The organism is Winogradskya consettensis (genome assembly GCF_018332715.1).
GTDB classification, from domain to species: Bacteria; Actinomycetota; Actinomycetes; order Mycobacteriales; family Micromonosporaceae; genus Actinoplanes; species Actinoplanes consettensis.
Genome location: NZ_BOQP01000011.1, coordinates 91,849 through 115,746 on the forward strand (window position 1 = coordinate 91,849; position 23,898 = coordinate 115,746).

Annotated in this window: 21 protein-coding genes and 1 other RNA gene; 17 read left to right on the forward strand and 5 right to left on the reverse strand. The window is 68.2% G+C overall.

The window, feature by feature from the left end; all coding sequences use genetic code 11:
- The first annotated feature begins 129 nt into the window (after positions 1-129).
- The 4 genes from ftsE (at position 130) to smpB (ending at position 3,669) form a co-directional block, all read left to right on the forward strand.
- Positions 130-810 carry a cell division ATP-binding protein FtsE gene (ftsE, locus tag Aco04nite_RS12800; protein ID WP_015619257.1) on the forward strand — a complete coding sequence of 227 codons (681 nt, stop codon included), beginning with the start codon at positions 130-132 and terminating at the stop codon, positions 808-810.
- Positions 811-876: 66 nt separating this feature from the next.
- Positions 877-1,755 carry a permease-like cell division protein FtsX gene (gene ftsX, locus Aco04nite_RS12805; RefSeq protein WP_203842626.1) on the forward strand — a complete coding sequence of 293 codons (879 nt, stop codon included), beginning with the start codon at positions 877-879 and terminating at the stop codon, positions 1,753-1,755.
- A gap of 120 nt (positions 1,756-1,875) precedes the next feature.
- A complete protein-coding gene (locus Aco04nite_RS12810) occupies positions 1,876-3,126 on the forward strand; it encodes a M23 family metallopeptidase (protein ID WP_244875948.1) in 1,251 nt (416 codons plus the stop codon).
- Positions 3,127-3,192: 66 nt separating this feature from the next.
- On the forward strand, positions 3,193-3,669 hold the full coding sequence (smpB, locus tag Aco04nite_RS12815; RefSeq protein WP_203842625.1) for an SsrA-binding protein SmpB: 477 nt from the start codon (positions 3,193-3,195) through the stop codon (positions 3,667-3,669).
- Positions 3,670-3,757: 88 nt separating this feature from the next.
- On the opposite strand, the gene Aco04nite_RS12820 is transcribed toward smpB, so the two are convergent.
- Positions 3,758-4,057, reverse strand: coding sequence for a hypothetical protein (locus tag Aco04nite_RS12820; RefSeq protein WP_212997462.1), 300 nt, complete (start codon positions 4,055-4,057; stop codon positions 3,758-3,760).
- Here Aco04nite_RS12820 and Aco04nite_RS12825 point away from each other — a divergent pair.
- From Aco04nite_RS12825 to Aco04nite_RS12835, 3 genes are all read left to right on the forward strand, one after another.
- Positions 4,050-4,382, forward strand: coding sequence for a cellulose binding domain-containing protein (locus Aco04nite_RS12825; protein WP_212997463.1), 333 nt, complete (start codon positions 4,050-4,052; stop codon positions 4,380-4,382). The genes Aco04nite_RS12820 and Aco04nite_RS12825 overlap by 8 nt on opposite strands.
- A 71-nt stretch (positions 4,383-4,453) precedes the next feature.
- Positions 4,454-4,828: a transfer-messenger RNA gene (ssrA, locus tag Aco04nite_RS12830) on the forward strand.
- Between the two features lie 151 nt (positions 4,829-4,979).
- Positions 4,980-5,657 carry an NADPH-dependent F420 reductase gene (locus Aco04nite_RS12835; RefSeq protein ID WP_212997464.1) on the forward strand — a complete coding sequence of 226 codons (678 nt, stop codon included), beginning with the start codon at positions 4,980-4,982 and terminating at the stop codon, positions 5,655-5,657.
- A gap of 489 nt (positions 5,658-6,146) precedes the next feature.
- Here Aco04nite_RS12835 and Aco04nite_RS12840 read toward each other — a convergent pair whose 3' ends face one another.
- The 3 genes from Aco04nite_RS12840 to Aco04nite_RS12850 form a co-directional block, all read right to left on the reverse strand.
- A complete protein-coding gene (locus tag Aco04nite_RS12840) occupies positions 6,147-6,851 on the reverse strand; it encodes an aggregation-promoting factor C-terminal-like domain-containing protein (protein ID WP_212997465.1) in 705 nt (234 codons plus the stop codon).
- A gap of 72 nt (positions 6,852-6,923) precedes the next feature.
- The gene (locus Aco04nite_RS12845) at positions 6,924-7,568 is read right to left on the reverse strand and encodes a response regulator (RefSeq protein ID WP_212997718.1); all 645 of its coding nucleotides are present in this window, start codon (positions 7,566-7,568) and stop codon (positions 6,924-6,926) included.
- A gap of 20 nt (positions 7,569-7,588) precedes the next feature.
- On the reverse strand, positions 7,589-8,452 hold the full coding sequence (locus Aco04nite_RS12850) for a sensor histidine kinase (protein WP_212997466.1): 864 nt from the start codon (positions 8,450-8,452) through the stop codon (positions 7,589-7,591).
- Positions 8,453-8,534: 82 nt separating this feature from the next.
- On the opposite strand from Aco04nite_RS12850, the gene Aco04nite_RS12855 reads away from it, so the two are divergent.
- From Aco04nite_RS12855 to Aco04nite_RS12870, 4 genes are all read left to right on the forward strand, one after another.
- The gene (locus tag Aco04nite_RS12855; protein WP_212997467.1) at positions 8,535-9,230 is read left to right on the forward strand and encodes an ABC transporter ATP-binding protein; all 696 of its coding nucleotides are present in this window, start codon (positions 8,535-8,537) and stop codon (positions 9,228-9,230) included.
- Positions 9,227-9,949: a hypothetical protein gene (locus Aco04nite_RS12860; protein ID WP_212997468.1), complete on the forward strand. Its 723-nt coding sequence runs from the start codon at positions 9,227-9,229 to the stop codon at positions 9,947-9,949. Before Aco04nite_RS12855 ends, Aco04nite_RS12860 begins: the two co-directional genes overlap by 4 nt.
- A complete protein-coding gene (locus Aco04nite_RS12865) occupies positions 9,946-10,479 on the forward strand; it encodes a hypothetical protein (RefSeq protein WP_212997469.1) in 534 nt (177 codons plus the stop codon). The genes Aco04nite_RS12860 and Aco04nite_RS12865 overlap by 4 nt, the downstream gene beginning before the upstream one ends.
- A 377-nt stretch (positions 10,480-10,856) precedes the next feature.
- A complete protein-coding gene (locus Aco04nite_RS12870; protein WP_244875950.1) occupies positions 10,857-15,629 on the forward strand; it encodes an ExeM/NucH family extracellular endonuclease in 4,773 nt (1,590 codons plus the stop codon).
- Positions 15,630-15,682: 53 nt separating this feature from the next.
- Here the strand turns inward: Aco04nite_RS12870 and Aco04nite_RS12875 are convergent, their stop codons facing one another.
- Complete coding sequence (locus tag Aco04nite_RS12875; protein ID WP_212997471.1) at positions 15,683-16,678, reverse strand: helix-turn-helix transcriptional regulator; 996 nt, start codon at positions 16,676-16,678, stop codon at positions 15,683-15,685.
- Between the two features lie 353 nt (positions 16,679-17,031).
- Here Aco04nite_RS12875 and Aco04nite_RS12880 point away from each other — a divergent pair, with 353 nt between their 5' ends.
- The 6 genes from Aco04nite_RS12880 to Aco04nite_RS12905 all read left to right on the forward strand — a co-directional run bounded on the left by Aco04nite_RS12880 (position 17,032) and on the right by Aco04nite_RS12905 (position 23,896).
- Positions 17,032-17,184: a hypothetical protein gene (locus Aco04nite_RS12880; RefSeq protein ID WP_203843780.1), complete on the forward strand. Its 153-nt coding sequence runs from the start codon at positions 17,032-17,034 to the stop codon at positions 17,182-17,184.
- Positions 17,185-17,229: 45 nt separating this feature from the next.
- Positions 17,230-19,740, forward strand: a complete 2,511-nt coding sequence (gene lanKC / locus Aco04nite_RS12885; protein ID WP_212997472.1) for a class III lanthionine synthetase LanKC — start codon at positions 17,230-17,232, stop codon at positions 19,738-19,740.
- Between the two features lie 320 nt (positions 19,741-20,060).
- Positions 20,061-20,153 (forward strand): class III lanthipeptide, encoded by a 93-nt coding sequence (locus Aco04nite_RS12890; protein WP_212997473.1) that lies wholly within the window; start codon positions 20,061-20,063, stop codon positions 20,151-20,153.
- 321 nt (positions 20,154-20,474) lie between these two features.
- Positions 20,475-20,567, forward strand: a complete 93-nt coding sequence (locus tag Aco04nite_RS12895) for a class III lanthipeptide (RefSeq protein WP_203843783.1) — start codon at positions 20,475-20,477, stop codon at positions 20,565-20,567.
- A gap of 102 nt (positions 20,568-20,669) precedes the next feature.
- A complete protein-coding gene (locus Aco04nite_RS12900; protein ID WP_203843784.1) occupies positions 20,670-21,413 on the forward strand; it encodes an ABC transporter ATP-binding protein in 744 nt (247 codons plus the stop codon).
- A complete protein-coding gene (locus Aco04nite_RS12905; RefSeq protein WP_212997474.1) occupies positions 21,410-23,896 on the forward strand; it encodes an FtsX-like permease family protein in 2,487 nt (828 codons plus the stop codon). The genes Aco04nite_RS12900 and Aco04nite_RS12905 overlap by 4 nt, the downstream gene beginning before the upstream one ends.
- Positions 23,897-23,898 lie beyond the last annotated feature (2 nt).

Genomic DNA, 23,898 nt, shown 5'->3' on the forward strand with positions numbered 1-23,898 from the left:
GGGGCGACACGCCGTCTAAACGAAGAGTCAGACGGCGCTCACGCCGCGTGCGGATCTTGCCGGTAGATGTGCAAAAGATGGTGACCGCTGGGCTTGGAGTTTTCGTTACACCGCGTAGACTCTCGACCCGTGATTCAGCTCGAGAACGTGACGAAGACGTATCCAAAGGCGTCGCGGCCGTCGTTGGACGACGTCAGCGTCGGTATCGACAAGGGTGAGTTCGTCTTCTTCATCGGTCCCTCCGGGTCCGGGAAGTCGACGATCATCAAGCTGCTGCTGCACGAGGTGGCTCCCACCAGGGGCAAGGTCGTGGTGAACGCCAAGGACGTCACCACGCTGCGGTCGTGGAAGGTCCCGCACTTCCGTCGCTCGATCGGCTGCGTGTTCCAGGACTTCCGGCTCCTGCCGAACCGCACCGCGTACGAGAATGTCGCTTTCGCCCTGGAAGTGATCGGTAAGACCAAGGCTGTCGCCCGGCGGGTCGTTCCCGAGGTGCTCGAGCTCGTCGGTCTCGGCGGCAAGGAGCACCGCTACCCGCACGAGCTCTCCGGCGGTGAGCAGCAGCGTGTCGCCGTGGCCCGGGCCTTCGTGAACCGGCCGCTGATCCTGTTGGCGGACGAGCCCACGGGCAACCTGGACCCCGACACGTCCATCGAGATCATGCGGCTGCTGGACCGGATCAACCGGACCGGCACGACGGTCGTGATGGTCACCCACGACTCCAACATCGTCAACCAGATGCGCCGGCGGGTCATCGAGATCGAGAGTGGTCGCATCGTCCGCGACCAGGCCCGCGGCGTCTACGGCTGAGTCCGGGCCCCGCGCCCTACCCTGCACACCTGATCGAAGAACGCGGAGTCCCGGAAGGAACCCCCGATGCAGCGCGCCAAATACATCCTCAACGAGGTGCTGGTCGGCCTCTGGCGAAACGTCACCATGACGGTTGCCATGATCATCACTCTCTCGGTGTCGCTCACGATGCTCGGCGCCAGCGTGCTGATGTACATGCAGGTCGACCAGATGAAGAGCTTCTACTACGGCGAGATCGAGGTCTCGATCTTCCTCCGTGACGACGTCACCGAGGCGCAGCGCGCGGCGATCGACCAGTCGATCGACAGCAACCCGCTCGTGCAGTCGAAGACCTACGAGAGCCGTGAAGACGCCCTGGCCAAGTTCAAGGTCCTCTGGCGCGACTCGCCCGACTTCGTGAAGTCGGTCGGCCCGGACAGCCTCCCCGAGTCGTTCCGGGTGAAGCTCAAGGACCCCGAGCAGTACTCCACGTTCGCCGACCAGATCAAGGGTCAGCAGGGCATCCAGGACATCGTCGACCAGCGTGAGCTGCTGGAGAAGGTCTTCAAGATCTTCAACGCGATCCAGGTGATGGCGTTGATCGTGGCCGGCTTCATGGCGCTGGCGGCGTTGCTCCTGGTGGGTAACACCATCCAGGTCGCGGCGTACAGCAAGCGCCGGGAAGTCGCGGTCATGAAACTCGTCGGCGCGTCCAACTGGTTCATCCAGGCGCCGTTCGTGCTCGAGGCGGTGGTCGCCGGTCTGATCGGCGCGATCCTGGGCTTCGTGTTCATCTTCGTCGGCAAGGTCACGCTCCTCGACGGCCGATTGCAGGCCCTGACGAACGTGCTCACCCCGATCCCCGACGGCAACGTGTGGCTGATGCTGCCGCTGCTCGCGGGCGTCGGAGCCCTGGTCAGCGCGATCACAGCGTGGGTCACCCTGCGCTTCTACCTCAAGGTCTAAGGCTCCCAGGGCCGAATCACAGTCAAGATCGCCGCGCATTCCGTACGCAGGATGCGCGGCGATTACTGTTTGGGCGGTTTTGACTGATAGTTACGAAGAGTCGTAGTACGGTGACTTTTCGTGGGGTCCAAACAGCGACATAGCCGGCTGCGTGCCACGCTGGTTCTCTGTCTCAGCGTGCTCTGCCTCGCCGCACCGGCCGTGGCCGCACCCGGCGCCGCGTGGGCCGACCCGTCGGACGACGCGAAACGAGCGTCGAAGGCCGTGGACCGGGCGGAGGCCATCCTCGAGGACGCCACCGTGACCGCCCGCAACGCCGCCCGCCGCCTCGAGGCCGCCACAGCAGCGCTGCCCGCAGCCCAGGAGAAGGTGGCCACCTCCCGAGGGGTTGTGGTCGCCGCCTCCGTGCAGGCCGCTACAGCCCGGCGCAAGGCGGACGCTGCCCAGGCGGCGTTCGAGATCACCGCCGCGAGCTTCCAGGCCGCGCAGGATCAGGTCGACCAGGCCCGCGAACGCGTCGACGAGATCGCCTCGGCCACGTACATGGGTGGCAACTTCGCCGCCATCAACGTCCTCGTCGACGCCACCGGACCCCGGGACGCCATGGACCGGCTCGACCTCGTCGGTCAGGTCATGCAGAAACAGCAGGAAGGCGTCGACCAGTTCATGGCGGCGCGGCGCTCCGCGCGTATCGAACAGGACAAGGCCGGACTCGCCAAGCGCACCGCCGAGGACGCCGAGCGTGAGGCAACCGCGAAGCTGAACGCCGCACGGGCCGCCCAGAAGGCTGCGGAGCAGGCCCGGGCCGCAGTGATCCACCTGACCCAGAGCCGCAAGGACGCCCTGCACGTCGCACGCTCACAGCGCTCCGCGGTCCTCGCGAAATACGAACAGGCCAAGGCCGAGGAAGCCCGGATCCAGAACGCGCTCCGTGGCTGGGACGACCGCAACGGCGGCGGCGCGGCCTACTCCGGTGGCGCCCTGCTCATGCCCGTGCACGGCTGGAAGACCAGCGACTTCGGCTCCCGCTACGACCCGTACTACCACGTCTACCAGTTACACGCGGGCACGGACATAGCGGCGCCAGGCGGCACACCCATCCACGCGGCAGCGAGCGGAACAGTCATCCGGGCCGGCTGGAACGGCGGCTACGGCAACTACACGTGCCTCAGCCACGGCAAGGGCTTCTCCACCTGTTACGGCCACCAATCCAAAATCATGGTCTACCCCGGAGAGTACGTCCGCCGCGGCGAGGTCATCGGCAAGGTGGGCACCACAGGGGCGTCCACGGGGTACCACCTGCACTTCGAGACGCGCTTCTACGGCGTACCGAAGAATCCGCTCAAATATCTGCCGAGCTGTTTCTGTTAGCGCAACGGTAAGATTGCGGGGCCTGGCCGGACGGTCAGGCCCTTTTCTTGTATTGGGAGTGACACCATGCCGCGCGAACAGGGGCGCAAGGTCGTGGCCTCGAACCGTAAGGCGCGGCACGACTACTCGATCCTCGACACCTACGAGGCGGGTATGCAGCTGACCGGCACCGAGGTCAAGTCGCTGCGCGCTGGCCGCGCGTCGCTCGTCGACGCGTTCGGCCACGAGAACAACGGCGAGATCTTCCTGCACGGGATGCACATCCCCGAGTACACGCAGGGCACCTGGACCAACCACGAGCCACGCCGCGTCCGCAAACTCCTCCTGCACCGCGAGGAGATAGCCAAGATGATGGGCAAGCTCCGCGACGACGGCGTCACCCTCGTCCCGCTCCAGGTCTACTTCGACAATGGGTACGCCAAAGTCGAACTCGGCCTCGCCAAGGGCAAGAAGTCCTACGACAAGCGCCAGGACCTCGCCAGCCGAGACGCCCAGAAAGAGATCAACAAGGCCATGGGCCGCCGTAGCAAAGGCATGGACTGACAGGTAACCTCCCCGCGGCATCGATCAACCGCGCGAAGGGACCGCCGTTGCCCGGCAAGCACCAAGTCCGAGTTCTTCGCCTCCCCCGCTACTCCCTGACCACAGCCGCCGCACTCCTGCTGGTGCTGCTGGTCGGGTGGGTAGCGGTCCGGGCGGCAGGCCCCACCCACCACAGCGGCCCCCGCCTCGTGGTGCCCTCCACCTCGGTCGTCCCCGCAGCGTTGGTGGTGCCGTCGCCCTCACCTTCCGCTTCCCCCTCTCCCTCCGCTTCGCCCTCCAGGTCGTCCTCACCATCCGCTTCCTCCTCCCCGTCGACGTCTCCGTCGCCGTCACCTTCCCGATCCCGGTCTGCGGCGGTCTCGTCATCGCCCACGCCGGCCGTGACCACAACCACCACCCCGCCGCCAGCCGTTGTGCTGAGCGCCCGTTACCAGACCTCCGCGAGCTGGGACACAGGCTTCATCGCCTACCTCCAGGTCACCAACAACGGTGCCGCCTCCACCGACTGGAGTGTCAATGTGACATACGCCGCAACCGCCGGCGTCCACATCACCAACGCCTGGAACGCCCAGCTCACCGGCACCACCTTCACCGGCGGATCCCTCGCCCCCGGCGCCACAGCCACCTTCGGCTTCTCGGCAAACAAGCAGGTCAAGGACAAGATCACCCCCACCAGCTGCACCGCCCGAGGGACATCCTGCAAGATCGGCTGAATACCGGAATGAAGTCCTGGGCGGGACGCGTTAGTCTTGTGTGGCTGCCGCTGTTCGCGGTGGCCCTACAAGGGGGTGACTGGTTTCGACTTCGTACGTGGAGACAGGGGAAGCGAGCCGAGGAAGCCGACGTCGTCTCGAGAATCGGTCGTCGGAAAACAACAAGCGCCAATTCAAAGCGCACCGAGTTCGCCCTCGCCGCCTGAGCGAGTGCTAACTCTGTCGGACTGAGCACACCTCCGGCTCAGAACTCCGGCATCAGCTAGGAGGTTGGCCAACAGGTCCCGGTCGCGGGGACCTTGCGGCGAGATTAATCAGCGACTGGGCCCGTCACACCAACTTGCTCACGTGAGCGGTGGGGCCGAGTAGAGGCATAGTGAGCTGCGCTCGGAGAAGCCCTGACAAAACAACGAAGGACCCGGGTTCGATTCCCGGCACCTCCACTGCAAGATCACCGAAGGCGTCACCTCTCACAGGTGGCGCCTTCGGCCGTATCGGGCCGTGCCCGATCACGCACCACCGTCCCGCCCGGTGTGCCAACTGTCATGGTGTGCCGCCAGGCGGAATCGGTGGGGGATCGCCGAGGTTTCCGATGACATGACGACGATCGGACTCATCGGCAGTGGCAACATCGGCAGCACAGTGGCGCGGCTGGCGGTCGCCGCTGGCCACGACGTGGTGCTGAGCAACTCACGGGGTCCGCAGACCCTTGGGGACCTGGTGTCCGAGCTGGGGCCGAAGGCGCGCGCCGCTACCCCTGCGGAGGCGGCCGCGGCTGGCGACGTGGTGGTGGTGACCGTGCCGCTGCGGGCGTACCGGGACGTTCCGGTGGAACCCTTGGCGGGCAAGGTGGTCATCGACACCAACAACTACTACCCGGAGCGCGACGGTGTCTTCGACGAGTTGGAGGACGGCTCCAGCACTACCGGTGAGCTGCTGCAGAAGCACCTCCCGGAAAGCCGCGTGGTGAAGGGATTCAACAACATCTGGTTCGGGCATCTGGGGTCCCTGGCGCGGCCGGCAGATAGTGCGGACCGGTCGGCACTGCCGATTGCCGGTGACGACGCCGCCGCCAAGCAGGCGGTCAGCGAACTCCTCGACAGCCTCGGCTTCGACACCGTGGACGCCGGCCCGCTCGCCGAGAACTGGCGCGCCCAGCGGGACACCCCGGTCTACGTGACTCCCTACGGTGCCTACGGAGAGCTTCCCGGTACGCCGGCGAGCACGCAGGTCGTCCGCGAGGCGCTGGCTGCGGCGAAGCGCACCGCCGCCTGACGCCTTCCTCCAGCTCAGGGACCGTGCTTCGAGACACCTCCACGAGTCGTCCTAGCGGCCCCCTACTCGCAGAAAGCGCGAGTGGGGGGTCGTCTCGTTATGTCTGCTACCGGGGGCCGAGCCCTGGACGCCTCGCAGTGCGGGGGTCGGGTGAGTGGGACGGGTGCGCTTGGGGTGGGGCCGCGCGTCGGCGCTGGCGCGGAGGTCGGCGTTTTATCAGTGAAGCCTCGCCGCAGCCTTGGACCCCTTGATGGAGGCTGGCCATCCGGAATGTGCCCATCCTGTCGACCACCCGCTTGCAGAAGCGCGAGGGCGTGCGTCTTGGGCTCTGAGCCGGGTGGTGGCAGAGCCCGCACGTGATAAAAGTTCAGCGTGCAGCCATTGCTGAATCGGTTCGTCGGCTCCGGCGCGGGTACGAGCATCTCTTAGAAAGAAACACGCCGTGACGCTGCCCTTTGCTCGTGGGTGAGCGTGGCCGCTGTTAGCTGGTCAGTAGTTGTTGTGGGCCTGGAAGTAGGACCAGGCGCCGCAGGGGGTGCTGTAGCGGCCCTTGACGTAGCCCAGGCCCCACTTGATCTGGGTGGCCGGGCTTGTTTTCCAGTCGGAGCCGGCGGAGGCCATCTTGCTGCCCGGCAACGCCTGGGGGATGCCGTAGGCGCCCGACGGGTTGGCGGCCTTGTAGTTCCAGCCGCTTTCCTTGGTCCAGAGCTTTTCGAGGCAGGGGAACTGGTCCAGGCCGAAGCCGGCCGACAACGTCAGGGTGCAGCCGATGGCGCGGCTGCCGCTGTATTCGGAGCAGGAGGAGGGGATGGGGCCGTCGTAGGGGACGGGGCCGCCGTTTTCGATGGCTTTCTTGCGGGCTTCGTCGGCCTTCTTGGCGGCGATGACCTGGGTTTCGATTTTCTTGGCCTTGCTGGCGGCGGCTTTTGCCTCGGTGGCGGCTCTGGTGGCGGCCTGGCCTTCTGCCTGGCGCTGCCAGGAGCGGGCGGCGGCGTGTTCGTTCTGGCGTTGTTTGAGCAGCTGCATGTCGGCTGCGTAGGACTCGGCCATGTCCAGGTTGGTGATCGAGGCGGCTTGGCTCAGTTCTTCCTGGTCCTGGCGGTTCTGCCCGACGTAGACGCCGGTGATCGTGCCTGCTACCAGCAGGGCGACCGAGGCGGCTCGGATCCCGTAACGGCTCATCTGCCGAGTCACGAGGGTGCCTTTCGTCGGGGGAGTGGCGCAAGGACGTCCGGACACCTTAAACGGCGGGCGGCGGATTGTCTCTCAAGGGGTTGGGTGGACGAGGGCGGCGTTGTAGGCGGCGATCACCAGTTGGGCGCGGTCTCGGGCGTACGTTTTGGATAGAAGGTGTGTGATATGTGCTTTGACCGTCTTGACCGCGATGTTGAGTTGATCAGCGATTTCCTGGTTGGAGTGGCCTCGGCCGATCAGGGTCAGAACCTCGGTCTCGCGACTGGTCAGGCCGCGCACGGAGACAGGTTGCGGCAGGCGTGGCGCTGTTACGTAGTGGGCGATCAGGCGGGTGAGAATTGAGGGGGCGAAAAGGGATTCGCCCTGGTGGGTGCGGTGGATCGCGTCGATGAGGTCCTGGGGGCGGGTGTCTTTCAGCAGGAAGCCCGAGGCGCCGGCGAGCAGGGCCTGATAGACGTAGTCGTCGAGCTCGAACATGCTGAGGACGAGGACCCGGGTCGGCGCTAGTAACGGTTCGGCGCAGATGTCGCGGGTGGCGGCGAGGCCGTCCCGGTGGGGCATCCGGATGTCCATGAGAATGACGTCGGGGCGGATTGTGCGGGCAATTGTCACCGCGTCCAGGCCGTTGTCGGTTTCGGCCACCACTTCGAGGCCGGGTGCGTCGTTGATGATCATTGCCAGGCTGCGGCGCAGCAGTGGCTGATCATCGACCAGCATGACGCGTACGCCCGGAGCAGTCACCTGACCACCTCATCCGGTATACGCGCGACCACCCGGAAACCGTGTCCCGCGGGTCCCGTGGTGAAACTGCCACCGAGTCCGGTGATGCGTTCCCGTAGGGCGGCGAGTCCGTGACCCGCGCCCGGTGCCGGTTTCCAGGCATCGCCGGGGCCGTGGTCCTGAATGGTCACGAGAACCGCGCCCGCGTCCTGTGCGATCCGGATGTCGACGGATGTCGGCCCGGCGTGCCGCGCCGCGTTGTTCAATGCCTCCCGGACGGTTTTACAGACCGCTACCTGCACGCCGGGTGAGACCGTCCCGGCCGTTTCCATCTCCAATTGGGTACGCAGACCCGCGACCTCCGCACCGGCGACCATTTCCGGCAAGCGGGCCAGCGTCTCCAGAGGCAGCAACGGACCCAGGTCGTCCGGTGCGCGGAGCACGGCCAGCATTCGCCGTAACTCCGCGGTCGCCTGCCTGCCTGCGTCCTCGATGTCCGCGAGGGCCGCTCGCATCTCGGCGTCGTCGCCGGGGCCGCCGCGCGCGAGGTGCCGGGTCGCGGCCGCCCGTACGGTGATCAGCCCGAGCCCGTGCGACACGATGTCGTGCAGGTCGTGGGCGATGCGTAACCGTTCCGCGAGGGTGGCCTCCGTGGCGGCCCAAGCGGCCAGCCGGTCCTGGTAGTTCAGCCGGTTGCGGCGCACGTGCAGGACCGACCACGACGCCATGGCTGTGGTCAGGACGGCGACCGACGCGAGCATCAGCACTGCGAACGGGCCGCTGCCCCCGACCGCGCACGTGGAGCCTGCCAGCACCATCGTGGCCAGGCCCGCGAGTGGCATGAACTCGAGTGGTGAAACGGGTCGCGGAGTCGCGCTCATCACCAGGAGCGTAGACGTAAGACCAGGGTCTTACGGGCCGTGGTCCGATGTGCGGCAAGGCCTGATCCGGTTGCATTGCGGTGTGATCGAGATCGAGAACGTCAGTAAGCGGCGGGGCCGGGTGACCGTCCTCGATGGCGTCAGCTTCGTGGCGCGGCCCGGGCGGGTGACGGGATTCATCGGCCCCAACGGCGCAGGCAAGTCCTCTACCTTGCGTATCCTGCTCGGCCTGGATCACGCGCAGGAGGGTCGCGCGCTCGTCGATGGCAGCCCGTTCACCGCGCTGCGCAGACCGCTGACATGTGTCGGTGCGGTGCTCGACGGGAGCGGCGCGCACCGGTCACGCACCGGGCGCGCCCATCTGCGGTGGGTTGCCGCGAGCAACGGGTTGTCGCGGCGGCGGGTCGAAGAGGTGATCGAGCTGGCCGGTCTGGAGTCCGCGGCGGGTAAACATGTACGGGGGTATTCGCTGGGCATGGGTCGTCGGCTCGGGCTCGCCGCGGCGCTGCTCGGGGATCCCGGTGTGCTGGTGCTCGACGAGCCGTTCAACGGGCTGGACGCGGGTGGTGTCCGCTGGGTGCGCGACCTGGTTCGGACGCGGGCGCGCGCAGGCGGGACGGTGTTGTTGTCGAGCCACTTGATGAGTGAGCTGGCCGAGATCGTGGACGACGTCGTGGTGATCAGTGGTGGGCGGATCGCCGCTCGCGGGACGCTGGACGACGTCACCGGCGGGCACGGCTCGCTTGAGGACGCGTACTTCGCGTTGACGTCGTCATGAGGCTCGTGTGGGTGGAGCTGTGCAAGCTTCTGCGGCTCCCGTCGGCGCGGGCCGGGGTGGCGCTCGGGCTTCTCTGCGCTCCGGCGATCGCGGCGGTGAGTGCGCCGAGCGAGCGCAGTGCTGCCGTCGACGTGGCGTTCCTCGAGCTCATGTTCGGGGTCATCGGTGCGATCCTGCTCGGCGTGGTGGCGGTGAGCAGCGAGTATCGCGACGACGGCGAGGAGGCGGCGTCGACCCGGCAGATCGTGGCGAGCTTGACCGCCGTGCCGTCCCGGATGCGGTTCCTGGCGGCGAAGGCCGTGGCGTTGGCGCTGACCGTGGGCACGACGGCTCTGCTCGCGACCGCGATCATGTTGACGCTGCTGGCCGGCACGGGAGAGAACCTCGGGCCCGGGGTGGTCGGGCGGGGCGTCGGGTTGATCGTCTACTGGGTGCTGACGGCGCTGATCGCTTACGGGATGACGTTGCTGACTCGAAACGGCATCGTGCCGCTGGTGGTGCTGCTGCTCAACTCATCGGTCGTCTCTTTCACCTATCTGCTCTCGCGTGTGGTGCCCGCCGCCAACTACTTCCCCGACCTGGCCGGACCGCACATGTTCCTGCGCGACTCACCGTCGGGAGTGGAGATCGGCCCGGTGACCGGCGGTCTGGTCATGCTCGGTTGGACCATTGCATTCCTCGCGGTGGGTGCGTACCGATTCCAGCGGAGCGACGCGTGACGCTGCGTGCCGAGATCCTCAAGATGGGTACGCTGCCCGCGGCTTGGCTGAGCCTCCTGAGCCTCGCCGCGCTGATCGCCGTGGCCAGGGGCGACGTGCAGTACTCGCAGGCCGGGTTCTTGGTGCTGGCAGTTGTCACGGTCGCGTCGGAGTATGCGGGTGGTCAGATGCGGACCAGCCTTGTCGCTGTGCCGCGCCGAGGGAAGGTCCTGGCCGCAAAGGTGACGGTGCTGGGTGTGATGGGCGGTGTCGCCGGTGTCGTGGCCGGGCACGCCTGGTATCTAACCCTCGTCACGCTGCTGGCGGCAGCGGTGGCGTTGCTGATGCGTGGTGGCGTTCCTGCCCTGACGGTTCTGCTCGGATGGTTCTTCGTGGCGGCGCCATTGCTGCGCGGGGGTGCTCGGTGGGTGACCTATGTGCCGGATGCCGGTCGGGCTGCTGAGGGCGTACGAGGAATAGTCGTGACAGGGCTCTGGACCTTGATCCTGCTCGCCGCTGCGACCGTCACATTTTTCCGTCGCGATGCATAAGGCGGGCCGGTGGGTGGGCTGGTCGGTGCCATCGGACTGGGCGGTGCCGTCAGGGTGGGCGGTGCCATCAGGGTGGGCGGTGCCATCGGGGTGGTGCCGGTTGCGGCCGGGGTGATGGCGGATGCGGTTCGCGGCTCGGCCCTGGTGGGCGGCGTGGGGCCATAACGGCGTTGCGGCGTTTTCCATAGCATCGGCGCGAAAGGGGTGGGCGGCTGCGTACAAATAGGATTGACCGGGCGTACAAAGGCGCACAATGGCGCGGTCATTTTAGGCGTTGACTGCTCTTCCGTTACCTGAGTGAGAAAGGAACGTCATCCAATGTGTTTACGATCCGGCGGATACCAGTCCTCGGAGGAAAAATCTCTATGCGTCGATATATGCGCAAAGCGGGTGCCGCTGCGGTAGCCACCGCGCTGGGCCTCAGCTTCACCGGTTCCCCCGCGCGCGCTGCGGAAGCCGGGACCACGCCGTTCATCAGTGAGATCCACTACGACAACGCGGGCACCGACAGTGGCGAGTCGATCGAGGTCGAGGCGCCCGTGGGCTTCGATCTGACCGGCTGGCAGATCGTGCTGTACAACGGCAACGGTGGAGCGGCCTACGACACCAAGGCGCTGAGCGGGGTCGTTCCCGCCGCGGGTGTGAAGGTCCAGACCTACGGCGTGGACGGGATTCAGAACGGCGCGCCCGACGGTGTGGCCCTGGTCGCCGCCGACGGGACGGTCGCGGAATTCCTCACCTACGAGGGCACGTTCACCGCGGTCGGGGGGCCGGCTGCGGGCAAGACCGGCGTCGACATCGGGGTGAGCGAGACCAGTGCCCCGGTCGGCCAGTCGCTGCAGAAGATCAACGGCGTGTGGCAGGGCCCGCTGACCAGCACGTTCGGTGCGCTCAACACGGCGGGGACACCCGGCGATCCCGATCCCGAGGAGCCGGCCGACTGCACCGTGACGCCGGATCACACGATCGCTGAGGTGCAGGGCACCGGTGCGGACACCCCGCTCGCCGGGACCCGCGTCACCGTCGAGGGCGTCGTGACCGCTGACCACCGCACCGGTGGCTACAACGGCTTCTACATCCAGACCGCGGGCTCCGGTGGGAACCGGCCGGTTGCCGCGGGCACCGCCTCCGACGGTCTCTTCGTGTACGCGGTCGCGGCGAACCTGCCGGCCGTGGCGATCGGTGACGTCGTCCGGGTCAGCGGTACGCCGAGTGAGTACAACGCCTTCACGGAGCTGACCCTCGCCGCGAAGACCGACACCCAGGTCTGCTCGCACGACGCGACGCTGCCGACGCCCGTCGCGCTGAAGCTCCCGCTCGACGACGCGGCGCGCGAGTCCGCCGAGTCGATGCTGGTGGCGCCGTCCGGGGCGTACGCCGTCTCCGATGTCTACAACACCAACCGTTACGGCGAGATCGTGCTCGCCGGTGGCGACAAGCCGGCGAAGGTTCCGACCGACGTGGCGCGGCCCGGCACCGACGCCGCGGCGAAGGTGAAGGCCGACAACAAGCTCGACCGGATCCTGCTCGACGACGGCAAGACCACGAACCTCTCGACCGCCGGTCTCGCCCCGCCGTACCTGGCGAAGGACGACCCGCTGCGCGTCGGTGACACGGTCGCCGCGTTCGGTCCGGTCGTTCTGTCGTACGGGTTCGCCGAGTGGCGTCTGCAGCCGGCCACCCCGGTCGACGCGACCACCCCGGCGGCCCAGCGGACGACGTTCGCGGACACCAACGCTCGCACGGCCAACCCGGTCGACGTCGGCGGTGACATCCGCCTCGCGAGCTTCAACGTCCTGAACTACTTCGTCCACTTCGGTGGCGAGGCCCGGGGCGCGACCGACGCGGCCGCGCTCGCGAAGCAGCAGGCGAAGATCGTCTCGGCGATCTCCGCGCTGGATGCCGACGTCGTCGCGCTGATGGAGATCGAGAATTCCGTCCGGTTCGAGGCGAACGACCCGCAGCTGGCGCTCAAGACCCTGGTCGGTGCGCTGAACGCGAAGGACGGCGCGGGCACCTGGGACTACGTGCGCTCACCGGCCGAGCTGCCGGGCGCCGCGCAGCAGGACTACATCACCACCGCGATCATCTTCAAGCCGGCGAAGGTCACCCCGAAGGGTGCCTCGCGTTCGGTCAACGACGAGACCGTGTGGGCGAACGCGCGCGAGCCGATCGCGCAGACGTTCACCTCCGGGACGATCGACTTCACGGTCGTCGCCAACCACCTCAAGTCGAAGAGCGCCTCGGTCGCCCCGACCGGCGACAACGTCGACACCGGTGACGGGCAGGGCCCGTACAACGGCGACCGCAAGCGTCAGGCCGCCGCGCTCGCGACGTTCGTGGACGGCGTGAAGGCCGACAGCAAGACCGACAAGGTGCTGCTGCTGGGTGATTTCAACGCCTACACGCAGGAGGACCCGGTACAGGTCCTGTACGACAAGGGCTACACCGATCTGCACAGTACGTTCGCGCCGGGCAAGAACTCGTACGTCTTCGGCGGCGAGTCCGGCTCGCTCGACCACGCGTTCGCCACGCCGTCGCTCGCCGACCGGGTCACCGGCGTCGACATCTGGAACATCAACTCCGTCGAGTCGTTCGCGTACGAGTACGACGGCTACGCACCGTTCTACGAGGACGGCCCGTACCGCGCCAGCGACCACGACCCGGTCGTCATCGGCCTGAACACCAAGGCGGCCGGCCCGGTCGACCTGCAGCTGCTGAGCATCAACGACTTCCACGGCCGGCTCGAGTCGCCGACCGCCGGGGTCGGCGGTGCCGCCCAGCTCGTGGGTGCGGTCAACCAGCTGCGTGCGCAGAACCCGAACACCGCGTGGGTCTCGGCCGGCGACAACATCGGCGCGTCCACGTTCATCTCGGCGATCGACGGTGACAACCCGACGATCGACGCGCTCAACTCCGGTGGCCTGGCCGTCTCCGCCGTCGGTAACCACGAGTTCGACAAGGGCCTCGCCGACCTGACCGGCCGGGTCTCGGACCGCGCGGACTTCCCGTACCTCGCGGCCAACGTCTACAAGGACGGCCAGCGCGTTCTGCCCGGCTACTCGGTGCAGACGCTCGGCGGCGTACGGGTGGGCTACATCGGCGTCGTCACCGAGCAGACCGGTTCGCTGGTCAGCCCGGACGGCATCAAGGGCGTGGAGTTCCGCGACCCGGTGGCCGAGGCGAACAAGCTCGCGACGGAGCTCTCCGACGGCAACGAGGCGAACGGCGAGGCCGACGTGCTCGTGCTGCTCGCCCACGAGGGCGCGGCGACCGAGAACATCAGCACCGCGGAAGCCCTGCAGGCCGACCCAGTCTTCGGGGACTTCACCCGGGTCAGCGCCGACATCGACGCGATTCTGAGCGGGCACACGCACCAGCCGTACGCGTTCGAGGTCCCGGTCCCCGGTACCGACCGTAAGCGCCCGGTCATCCAGGCCGAGGACTACGGCGTCCGGCTCGGCAAGGCGGTCCTCACGTACGACCCGGCCACCAAGTCGGTGACCGCGTCCACCGCCGAGCTGCTCAACGTCACGGGCTACACGCCGGACCCGGCCGTCGCGGACATCGTGGCGAAGGCGAAGGCGACCGCGACCGAGCTCGGTAAGCAGCCGCTCGGCAAGATCACGGCCGACATCAACCGGGCGTACACCGCTGCCGGTGCCGAGGACCGTGGCGCCGAATCGGTGATGGGCAACTTCATCGCCGACGTCCAGCTCGACCAGACCAGCGCCGCGGGTCGCGGTGGTGCGCAGATCGCCCTCATGAACCCGGGCGGCCTGCGGGCGGACCTCAAGTACGGCACCGACGGCACCGTCACGTATTCCGACGCGTTCGCCGTGCAGCCGTTCGCCAACGACGTGGTGACCCAGACGCTCACCGGTGCCCAGATCAAGCAGGTACTGGAAGAGCAGTGGCAGCCGGACGGGGCCTCCCGGCCGGTGCTTCACCTGGGCTCGTCGAAGGGGCTCACCTACTCCTACGACGTCGCCAAGGCACGCGGTGAGCGCATCATCGCGTCGTCGCTGAAGCTCAACGGCGTGACGCTGAACCCGGCCGGCACCTACCGGGTCACGTCGAACTCGTTCCTCGCCGCGGGTGGCGACAACTTCCTCACCCTCGGCAAGGGCACCGATCGGATCACGACCGGCGACAACGACCTCACCATGCTGGTGAACTACTTCGCCGCGCACACCCCGATCACCGCCGACCCGGCACCGCGCTCCGCCGCCGGGGTTCTCGACATCACCGCCCCGACCGGCACGTACACGCTGAGCGCCGCGGCGCTCTGGGCCGGCCAGACGGTGAAGCTCACGCAGGTCAAGGTCGCCGACGACACCACCGCGGCGGCGAACATCAAGCGGGTCATCACGTGGGGCGACGGCAGCGCGCCGCAGACGCTTGCGGTGGGTGCCACGAGCGCGACCCACGCGTACACCAAGGCCGGCAGTTTTGCGGTCTCGGTCGCGCTGACCGACGAGGCCGGCAACACGGGCGTCGTCAAGGCCGCCACGGTCAAGGTGACGGCCCAGCCGGGTCAGTTCAAGCTGAGCACCACCTCGATCTGGGCCACCCAGTCGGTCTCCGTCGGGATCAAGGGCGTGACCGGCGCCAGCAAGATCGTGGTTGCCTGGGGCGACGGCGCGACGTCGACGTTCTCGCCGAACACCTCCGCGGTGGCGCACAAGTACGTCAAGGCCGGCACGTTCAAGGTGACGGCTACGCCGTACAACGCCGTCGGAGCCGGTAAGGCAGTCGCCGTCGGCTCGGTGAAGGTCACCAAGGACACCTACAAGCCGACCGTGAGCGTCAAGGCGCCCGCCAAGGCGAGCCACGTGTCGTCGTGGAAGAAGGTCACCGGCACGACGGCGGACAAGGGCCTGGGCGTCGCCAAGGTTCAGGTCAAGCTCGTCGAGCAGCGCTCGGGCAAGTGGTACTACTACACCGGTTCGAAGTGGGTGAAGACGACGTCGTACAGCAAGGCGCTCGCCAAGGCCAAGCTGATCAGCGTCACCCCGAACACCAAGGGTGCGTGGAGCACGGGCCTGAAGGGTGTCGCGAAGGGCACCCTGAAGATCTCCTACCGCGCTCAGGACAAGGCCGGTAACACCTCGGCCTACAAGGTCTACACGGTGAAAATCACCAAGTAGTCCCGTCATGAACGAAGGCCCTCACCGATGCGGTGGGGGCCTTCTTCGTGCGGTCAGAGCCAGCCGAGCTGAACGGCGCGGACGCCGGCCTGGAAACGGCTCTCGGCCTCCAGTCGGGTCATCAGGTCGGCGACGATGCGGGCCACGGTGCGCAGGGAAACTCCCAGGCTGCGGGCTATCTTCTCGTCCTTGACGCCGGAGGCCAGCATGCGCAGGACGGCCTGCTCCTCCACGGACATGTCGACGCTGAGCTGGCTCTTCGAGATCTCGTCGAAACTGGAAGAACTGTCCCAGAAATAATTGAAGATGCGCACCAGGGAACGTACGAAAAGGGTTCCTGAAATGAGAATCCCACCGGCCCGGCCATTTTCGGGATCCACCGGGATGATGGCCTGGCGGCCGTCGGAGATGATGAGCCGGACCGGCAGCAGCGAGGCGATACGGATCTCGTACTTGAGGTCAGCCAGCTGGCGCAGATTGTCGAGGACGTAGCTCGCCGAGATGAGCCGTTGCAGATAGATGCTGCGCATGCGCAGGCCCCGCTCGGCGAGCATCTGGCTGCGGGGCAGCGCGTCCTCGACCATGGCCTTCGACGGCAGCGGCCCGGGGTGCATGGAGAGGATCTCGCGCTGGGTGTGCTCGGTGAAGTCGTCCAGGATGACGGCCAGCCGGTGCGGATCGGTGATCACCTGGATGGTGGTGTCGCTGGGGTCCTGGACTGACAGTGGCATGAAGTCGTCGACCAGACGCCGCACCAGCGCGAAGTTGTCACTCAGCTGACTCTGCAGCTCGCCGTAGACGGTCTCGCTCTCGTGGGCCACCCGCAGCAGGGCCGCCTCGGGGCGGACGAGGACGAGCTCGCCGGTCTGCTGGCGCTCGGTGAGCAGGCTCAACTGTTTGAGGACGGTAACCGCGTCGGACTCCTCGCCCTCGGTGAGGTCCAAGGAGGAGAGAACCGCCGCGACACCCTCGTCCTCGCGCAGGCGCAGCGTGCGGTAGATGTCCAGGGTCTGCTGCGGGACGGATTCGGATGCCCTCTTTGCGTCCACTGATGCCCTTTCTAGCGGAGCGTCACCCCCCGGTGGGACCTGTCGTATCTTAACCGCTGATGGGGCTTGTGGTCTGACCCCGCATTCGGTAAAGGTCTAGGTAGGACCAGCCGTTCCGTCCATTGACTTTCCGGGGTTGCGTTTTACCGCACCCCGTGCGTGGCGATGATTGGTCCGTTTCCTCCTGGCTCGGGCACCCGGCCGGCTGCACATGTGTGACAGGGACGTGTCATGGCGTGTCCGTGCAAGGCCTAAACCCTTCCGGCATGCCATTGCGGGGACCAGTATTGGTTCCAGAAGCGAGACGCCGAAACGGAAAACGGGAACTCGCAGCATTCACGGGGGTAATTCAGATGTCGAAGGTAGCTCTGTCGCGCTCAAAAACGGTCGCCATCGTCTCCGCGCTGATCGCGGCACTGGTCTTCTCCGGTGCTCAGGCGCCGGTTAACCCGCAGGTCAAGCCGGTTGTCTCGGCCACGGGGGAGGGCGAGGTCTGGTGCTGCTGACGACATCACAAAGATCCGCGAACGGCATCGGAAAGGAGGAATGACATGGATCTCAGATATGAATCTTATGCAGTATCCGATAAGCGCTTCTATGAGCCTCTGGCCCGCTGCAACGACCATTCGACGCGGCTGCCGGCGGTAACCCGGGCCGTGCCGGACGGGTGGCGGCGCGAGCAGCAGGGCGTCTGGACGGTGATGCTGCCCAGTGACGGGGTACCGGTGCCCGACCAGGGCTGGAAGGTGCACCTGAGCGCCACCCCGGACGGGGCGGGTGAGCTGGTCGACGCCGTCTGGGCGATCTGTCAGCGCCTCTCGGTGCCGTGGAAGTTCCTCCGGAGCCGGTTCGTGGTGACGGTGACCAACAGCAAGTACGCGCCGCGGGCTTCGAGCGGCAAGGTCGTCACCGTCTATCCCCGCACCGCCGCGGAACTGCACGACGTTGTCGCGGCGCTCGACACCGAGCTCGGTGGCACGCCGGGCCCGTACGTCCTCTCGGATCTGCGGTTCCGGGAAGGCCCGGTCTATCTGCGGTACGGCGCCTTCGTACCGATGTGGTGCGAGCAACCGGACGGCTCGAAGGTCGCGGCGCTCCGCGATGCCGCCGGCACGCTCGTCCCCGACCGGCGGACCCCCGGGTTCACCCTGCCCGACGGTGTGACGCTGCCCGAGTTCTGGCCACCGCTGGACGAGACGCCGGCCGAGGCGCGGGTGGGTGACTACGTGGTCACCAAGGCCCTGCACTTCTCCAACGCCGGGGGTGTCTACCTGGCCGAGGGGCCGGACGGGCGCACCGTCGTCCTGAAGGAGGCCCGGCCGCACGCCGGGCTCGACGCCCGGGGCCGCGACGCGGTGCACCGGCTGCGCAACGAGCACCGGACCCTCGAACGGCTCGGGCATCTCGACTTCGTTCCCGAGGTGTACGGCTACTTCACCGCCTGGGAACACGAATACCTGGTCATCGAGTACATCGAGGGGCGTACGGTCGCCGCCTGGCTCGGAGCTGAACTGCCGCTGCTGCGGCACCGGCCCGGCCCGGAAGCCCTGCGCACCCATGCCGCCAGGGTGACCACCATCTTCGACGAGGTCGAGCGATGTCTGCTGGAACTGCACGCCACCGGTGTCGCCTACGGTGACCTGCACAGTCAGAACATCGTCCTGCGACCGGACGGCAGGGTGGTGCTGCTCGACTTCGAGCTCGCCGCCGACATCGACGGACCCCATCACGGCGCGCTCGGTGCGCCGGGATTCAGCCATCCATCTCTCACCAGTGCCCGCGACGCCGACCTGTTCGCGCTGGCCTGCTGCCGGCTCACCTCGTACGGTCACATGACCGCGCTGATGGCCCAGCAGCCTGCGATCGCCGGCTCGCTGCTGACACTGGCGGCCCGGACGTACGGGTTGAGCGCGGGCACCGTCCAGCAGATGACGGACGGGTTGCGCCGCGCCCCGGCACTACAGGACACCGCTGCAGTCGGCGGCCCGCCGGATCCACCGGCGGCGGCCGACCTGATCGAGGGCATCCGCGCCGCGGCCACCCTCGGCCGGCCGGACCGGCTGTATCCGGGTGACATCGGACTGGACCGGCCCGGTGGTGCGGTAGGACTGGCCTACGGGGCGTCGGGTGTGCTGCTCGCGCTGCAGGCGGCCCAGGTACGCGTACCCGACAATCATCTCGACTGGCTGGCGGAAGCCTGCCGCAGAGCCGGACCCGACACACCGTCCGGGCTCTACGACGGCCTCGCCGGCGGCGCCCTGGTGCTGCACCGGCTCGGGGCGACCTACGAGGCCGGGGCGCTCATCGACCGGATCCTGGACCGCCCGCCACCGCGATCCGCCAGCCTCTACGACGGCCGCACCGGCCTCGCCCAGCTGCTGCTGGACGTCGGCCGGGAGAGCGACGGGCTACGCCTGGCGCAGACCGTCGCGGACCAGGCCGGCGATCCGGACGCACTGCGCCGACCGGGGCTGATGCGAGGCTGGTCGGGACCGGCGGTGCTGTTCGCCCGCTGCGCGCTGCTCACCGGTGATCCTCGGTGGACGGAGCTCGCGGAGCAGGCGCTGCTGACCGACCTGAGACATGGCCGGCGAGCCGAGGGCACGCTGCAGCTGCTGACGGACGGCAAGCTGCTTCCGTACCTCAATGAGGGTTCGGCAGGAGTGGCACTGGCCGCTCTCGCCCTCCCACCCGAGACCCGCGTGCCGGTGACGGAAATCGTCCTGGCCGCTGCCCGGGCCGGCGCCGTCGAGGCGATGGCGCAAGGCGGGCTCTTCAACGGACGTGCCGGAATCGTCTACCTGCTCGCCCACGTGGCGACGCGGTGGCCGGACTGGCACGAGGCTCTGGCGGACCAACGCCGGCTGCTGTCCCTGCACGCCGCCCCGGTCGGTAACGGCCGAGTGTTGCACGGAGACCAGCTGATCCGGCTCTCCACCGATCTGGCCACCGGCTCGGCCGGCGCCCTGTTGGCGCTGACCGTAGCTGACGAGCCCGACAGGGCCGCCCTTCCCGGTGCGCTCGCCCCCGTGGCGCACCACCCGGTCGAGCCGGTGGCCTGACCGGCCGGCACCACCCCATGACACCGAGAGGAGGTGAAACACATGACCAGCATCCTCAAGCTGCAGGAGACCCCGGACGACACCCGCCCGGAGGACGCCCCGTGGAGCTCGATCAGCCTCTTCAACTGCTCGTGAGCCCACCGGCCCACATCGCTTCGAGACACCGGAGGAGGTGACACAGATGACCAGCATCCTGAAGCTGCAGGAGACCCCGGACGACACCCGTCCCGAGGACGCCCCGTGGAGCTCGATCAGCCTCTTCAACTGCTCCTAGGCCGGCCGGCCCGAGCCGCGTCGAGATCCGCGAGGAGGTGAAACACATGACCAGCATTCTCAAGCTGCAGGAGACCAACGAGGACACCCGTCCCGAGGACGCTCCGTGGAGCTCGCTCTCCATCTTCAACTGCTCCTGATCACCCGTTCACCCAACGATTCGCTCTCTACCTGGAGGTACTGACATGACCGCGATCCTGAAGCTGCAGGAGACCCCCGAGGACACCCGTCCCGAGGACGCCCCGTGGAGCTCGCTCTCCGTCTTCAACTGCCACTGAGCAACCCCTTCACCCACCGTTCCACTTTCTACCTGGAGGTACTGACATGACCGCGATCCTGAAGCTGCAGGAGACCCCCGAGGACACCCGTCCCGAGGACGCCCCGTGGAGCTCGCTCTCCGTCTTCAACTGCCACTGATCCGACAGAGCCGTGACGGATTTATCCGGCAAGGGGGGTGAAAGATGAACGCCGTCCTGTCGCTGCAGGAGACCACGGAGGACACCCGTCCCGAGGACGCTCCGTGGAGCTCATTCAGCTTCTTCAACTGCTCCTGATCATCTGAACAGCCGGTGTGTTTATCCCCGGGGGTGCGGACTTTCGAGCCCGCACCCCCGGGGAAACGCGCGAAAAGACCAAGAAAACCCGGGAGAGGAAACATGTCTCAGACCCTCGTCGAAGCCCCACCCGCGCTGCGGTTGCGGGATGTCACCAAACGGTACGGACGCGCGGCGGACGCCACCGCTGTCCTCAGTGGTGTGTCGGCGGCCTTCCCGGCCGGCACCTTCACCGCCCTCATGGGACCGTCGGGCTCCGGCAAGACGACCATGCTGATGTGCGCGGCCGGTCTCACCCGGCCCACCACCGGCACCGTCGAAGTCGCCGGTCAGCGCATCGACAACCTCTCCGACAAGCAGCTGACCCGATTGCGCCGAGACCGCGTCGGGTTCGTCTTCCAGCACTTCAACCTCATCGACTCGCTGACCGCGGTGGAGAACGTCTACCTGCCCGCGCGTCTCGCCGGCCGGCCCGCGTTGCGGGGGCGTGCCGTCGAGCTGCTCAACCTCGTCGGCCTCGGCGAGCGACTCAAGCACCGCCCGGCCCAGCTTTCCGGCGGCCAGCGCCAGCGGGTCGCCATCGCCCGCGCGCTGCTCACCGAGCCCGTCGTGCTCTTCGCCGACGAGCCGACCGGTGCGCTCGACCAGGAGGCCGGTCGCGAGGTTCTGGACCTGCTGCGCCGCCTCGCCACCGAGCAGGGCACCACGATCGTCATGGTGACCCACGACGCCGCCGCGGCGGCCGCTGCCGACCGGGTCCTGCTGCTGTTCGACGGGGTCCTGAGCGCGGAACTGCACGGCGCCTCCGCCGAGGAGATCGCGCACCGGGTGGTGTCGCACCGATGAGCGCACGCCTCCGGCTCTTCGTCAGCGACGCCCGGCACAGTCCCGGGCGCGTCCTCGGCGTCGCGATCACCTGTCTCGTCACGGCAGTCGTGGTCGGGGTGGCCGCACTGCTCTTCACCACGCTCGCGGGCTGGGAGCAGCCCGAGCGGGCCGGCCTCGGCTCGGTCTCCGCGGTTGTCGTCGCCACCACACCGGACGATCAGGTGGCGGGAGCGCTGCCCGCGGATGCCCTCGCGCGGGTCAGGGCCGTCTCCGGCGCACAGCAGGCGGTCGAATACCGCGACCGTACGGTGTCGATCGTGCGCGGTGACGCGCTGCTGCCCGACGTCGACGGGCGTACCACCCGGGCCTGGAATTTCTCCGCCGCCGTGGCTGACGGCTATCAGCTCGACCGGGGTGCCGCCCCGGCCGGCAACGAACTGGTCGTGGACGGGGCGACCGCCGCCGAGGCCGGGATCGACGTCGGGGCGAGCGTGCCGACCGTGAGCGCGGCAGGCGTCGTCAGCCGCCGGGTCTCCGGCATCCTGCGCGCATCCGAAGGTACGGCAGCGGGCGGCCCGGTGCTGCTGCTCGCCGACCCGGAGCTCGCCACGATGGCCGGCAGCACGCTGCCCCACGCGATCCTCGTCCCCGGTGCCGCCGGGCAGGACGCGGCCGAGTTGCGGGCCGCACTCGGCGCCGGGCTCCCGGGCCTGCGGGTTCTCGCCCCCGAGGACTACAGGACCGGCGACACCGGCGTCACCGAGAACAAGATCGGTGGCGGCATCAACCTGCTGTCGTTGCTGCTGTTCGCGCTGATCACGTCGGCGGCGACGGTGCTCGGAACGACGATGTCGCTCTGGACCAGCCAGCGGACGCCGCAGCTGACCGTGCTGCGCGCGCTGGGCGTGTCCAGCGGGCGGCTGCGCCGGATGGTACTGGGCGACGCGGCGCTGATCGCGGTGCCCGTGGCCCTGCTCGGCGCGTTGCTGGGAGCACTCCCGGGGGCGAAACTGGCCCGCGCGGCACTCGTCGACGCGGACATCCTGCCCACCGACACCCCGGCGGTGTCGCTCGGCGGTGCCGCGGTGGGCGCGCTCGCCCTCGCGGTGCTGCTGACCGTGTCGCTGACCCTGGTGGCGAGCCTCAGCGGTGCCCGGCAGGCCGGCCGGCTCGACGCGGCAGCCGCGCTCAACAGCGGCTCCGGCGCGGTGAAGCTGCGGCGGCGGTTCTCGCGGCTGCTCATCGGCCTGATCCTGCTCGCTCTCGGCGCCGCACCGATGCTGGTCAACGGTGGCGGTGGTGCCCTCGTCATGGGCGCTGCGGCGACCGTGTCCGTCCTGATCCTGGTTCCCGCGCTGACGGTGCTGAGCCCGTGGCTGACTCCGCTGCTCACGCCGCTGGCCGGGCTCGTCGCCCGCCTCGACCGGGGCGTCGGGCACCTGATCGCGTCCAACCTGCGAATGTCCACGCTGCGGACGGCCGGTCTGGCCGGTCCGGCACTGCTCGCCGTCGGGCTCAGCACCGCGCTGCTCAGCGCGCCGCGGACGCTGGACGCCGGTGTGGTCGAGCAGACCACCCAGCGCGTACAGGCCGGTCATCTCGTCGTGCCCGCCGGGTCGGCCGGCCTGCCGCTCGCCCTTCCCGCCGGATACACCGGCACGGCGGCCCGGCTCCTGGACACCACGATTCAGCCGGCAGCCGAGACGTCGCAGGGCGGTCCGACCGGCATCGCCGCGGCCGGGGCGGACGGCGCAGCGCTGGCCGGGCTGCTGGATCTCGGGTCTGCTGCCGGTGGGCTCACCGCGCTGACCGGCGACACGTTCGCGGCCAGCAAGGACATCGCCAAGCAGCACAAGTGGGACATCGGTGAGCAGGTTCCGCTGCTGCTCGACGACGGCACCCGGCACGACCTCCGGCTCGTCACGACGTACGGAAACGATCTCGGGTTTGCCGGGGTTCTGCTGCCGATGGAGCTGGCGGTTGCCCACAGCCCCGACCCGATGCTCGCCATGATCCTGCTCGGTGGTGATCCGGCCGCCTGGCCGGCCACGCCCGGAGCGGCGGTCATCGATCGTGACACCTATCTGGACGCCCTGGATCCCCGGGAGAGCGCCGACAGCCTCGCCCCGCTGATCATCGCGCTCGTGCTCGCCGGCTACGCCGTGCTCTCGCTGGCCAACAGCGCCGGTCTCGCTCAGGCGGACAGAGGACCGGAGAACCGTACGTTGCGCCTGCTCGGCGGTCGCAAGGACCAACTCCTGCGCCTGGTGGCCGGTGAAGCGCTCGCCGCGGCGGCCATCGGCATCGTGCTGGGGCTGCTCGTCGGCATCGGCGGCCTGCTGCCCCTGGCCCGGGCCACGGGACGCGCACTGCCGGTACTCGACGTCATGGGCGTCGTGATCATCCCACTGATCTGCGGTCTTGCCGCGGTGATTCCCGCCGTCCTGGCCGCCCGCCCCCTCCGTCCCGTGACGGAGCGAGCCGAAGGAGGAACGCCGTGAAC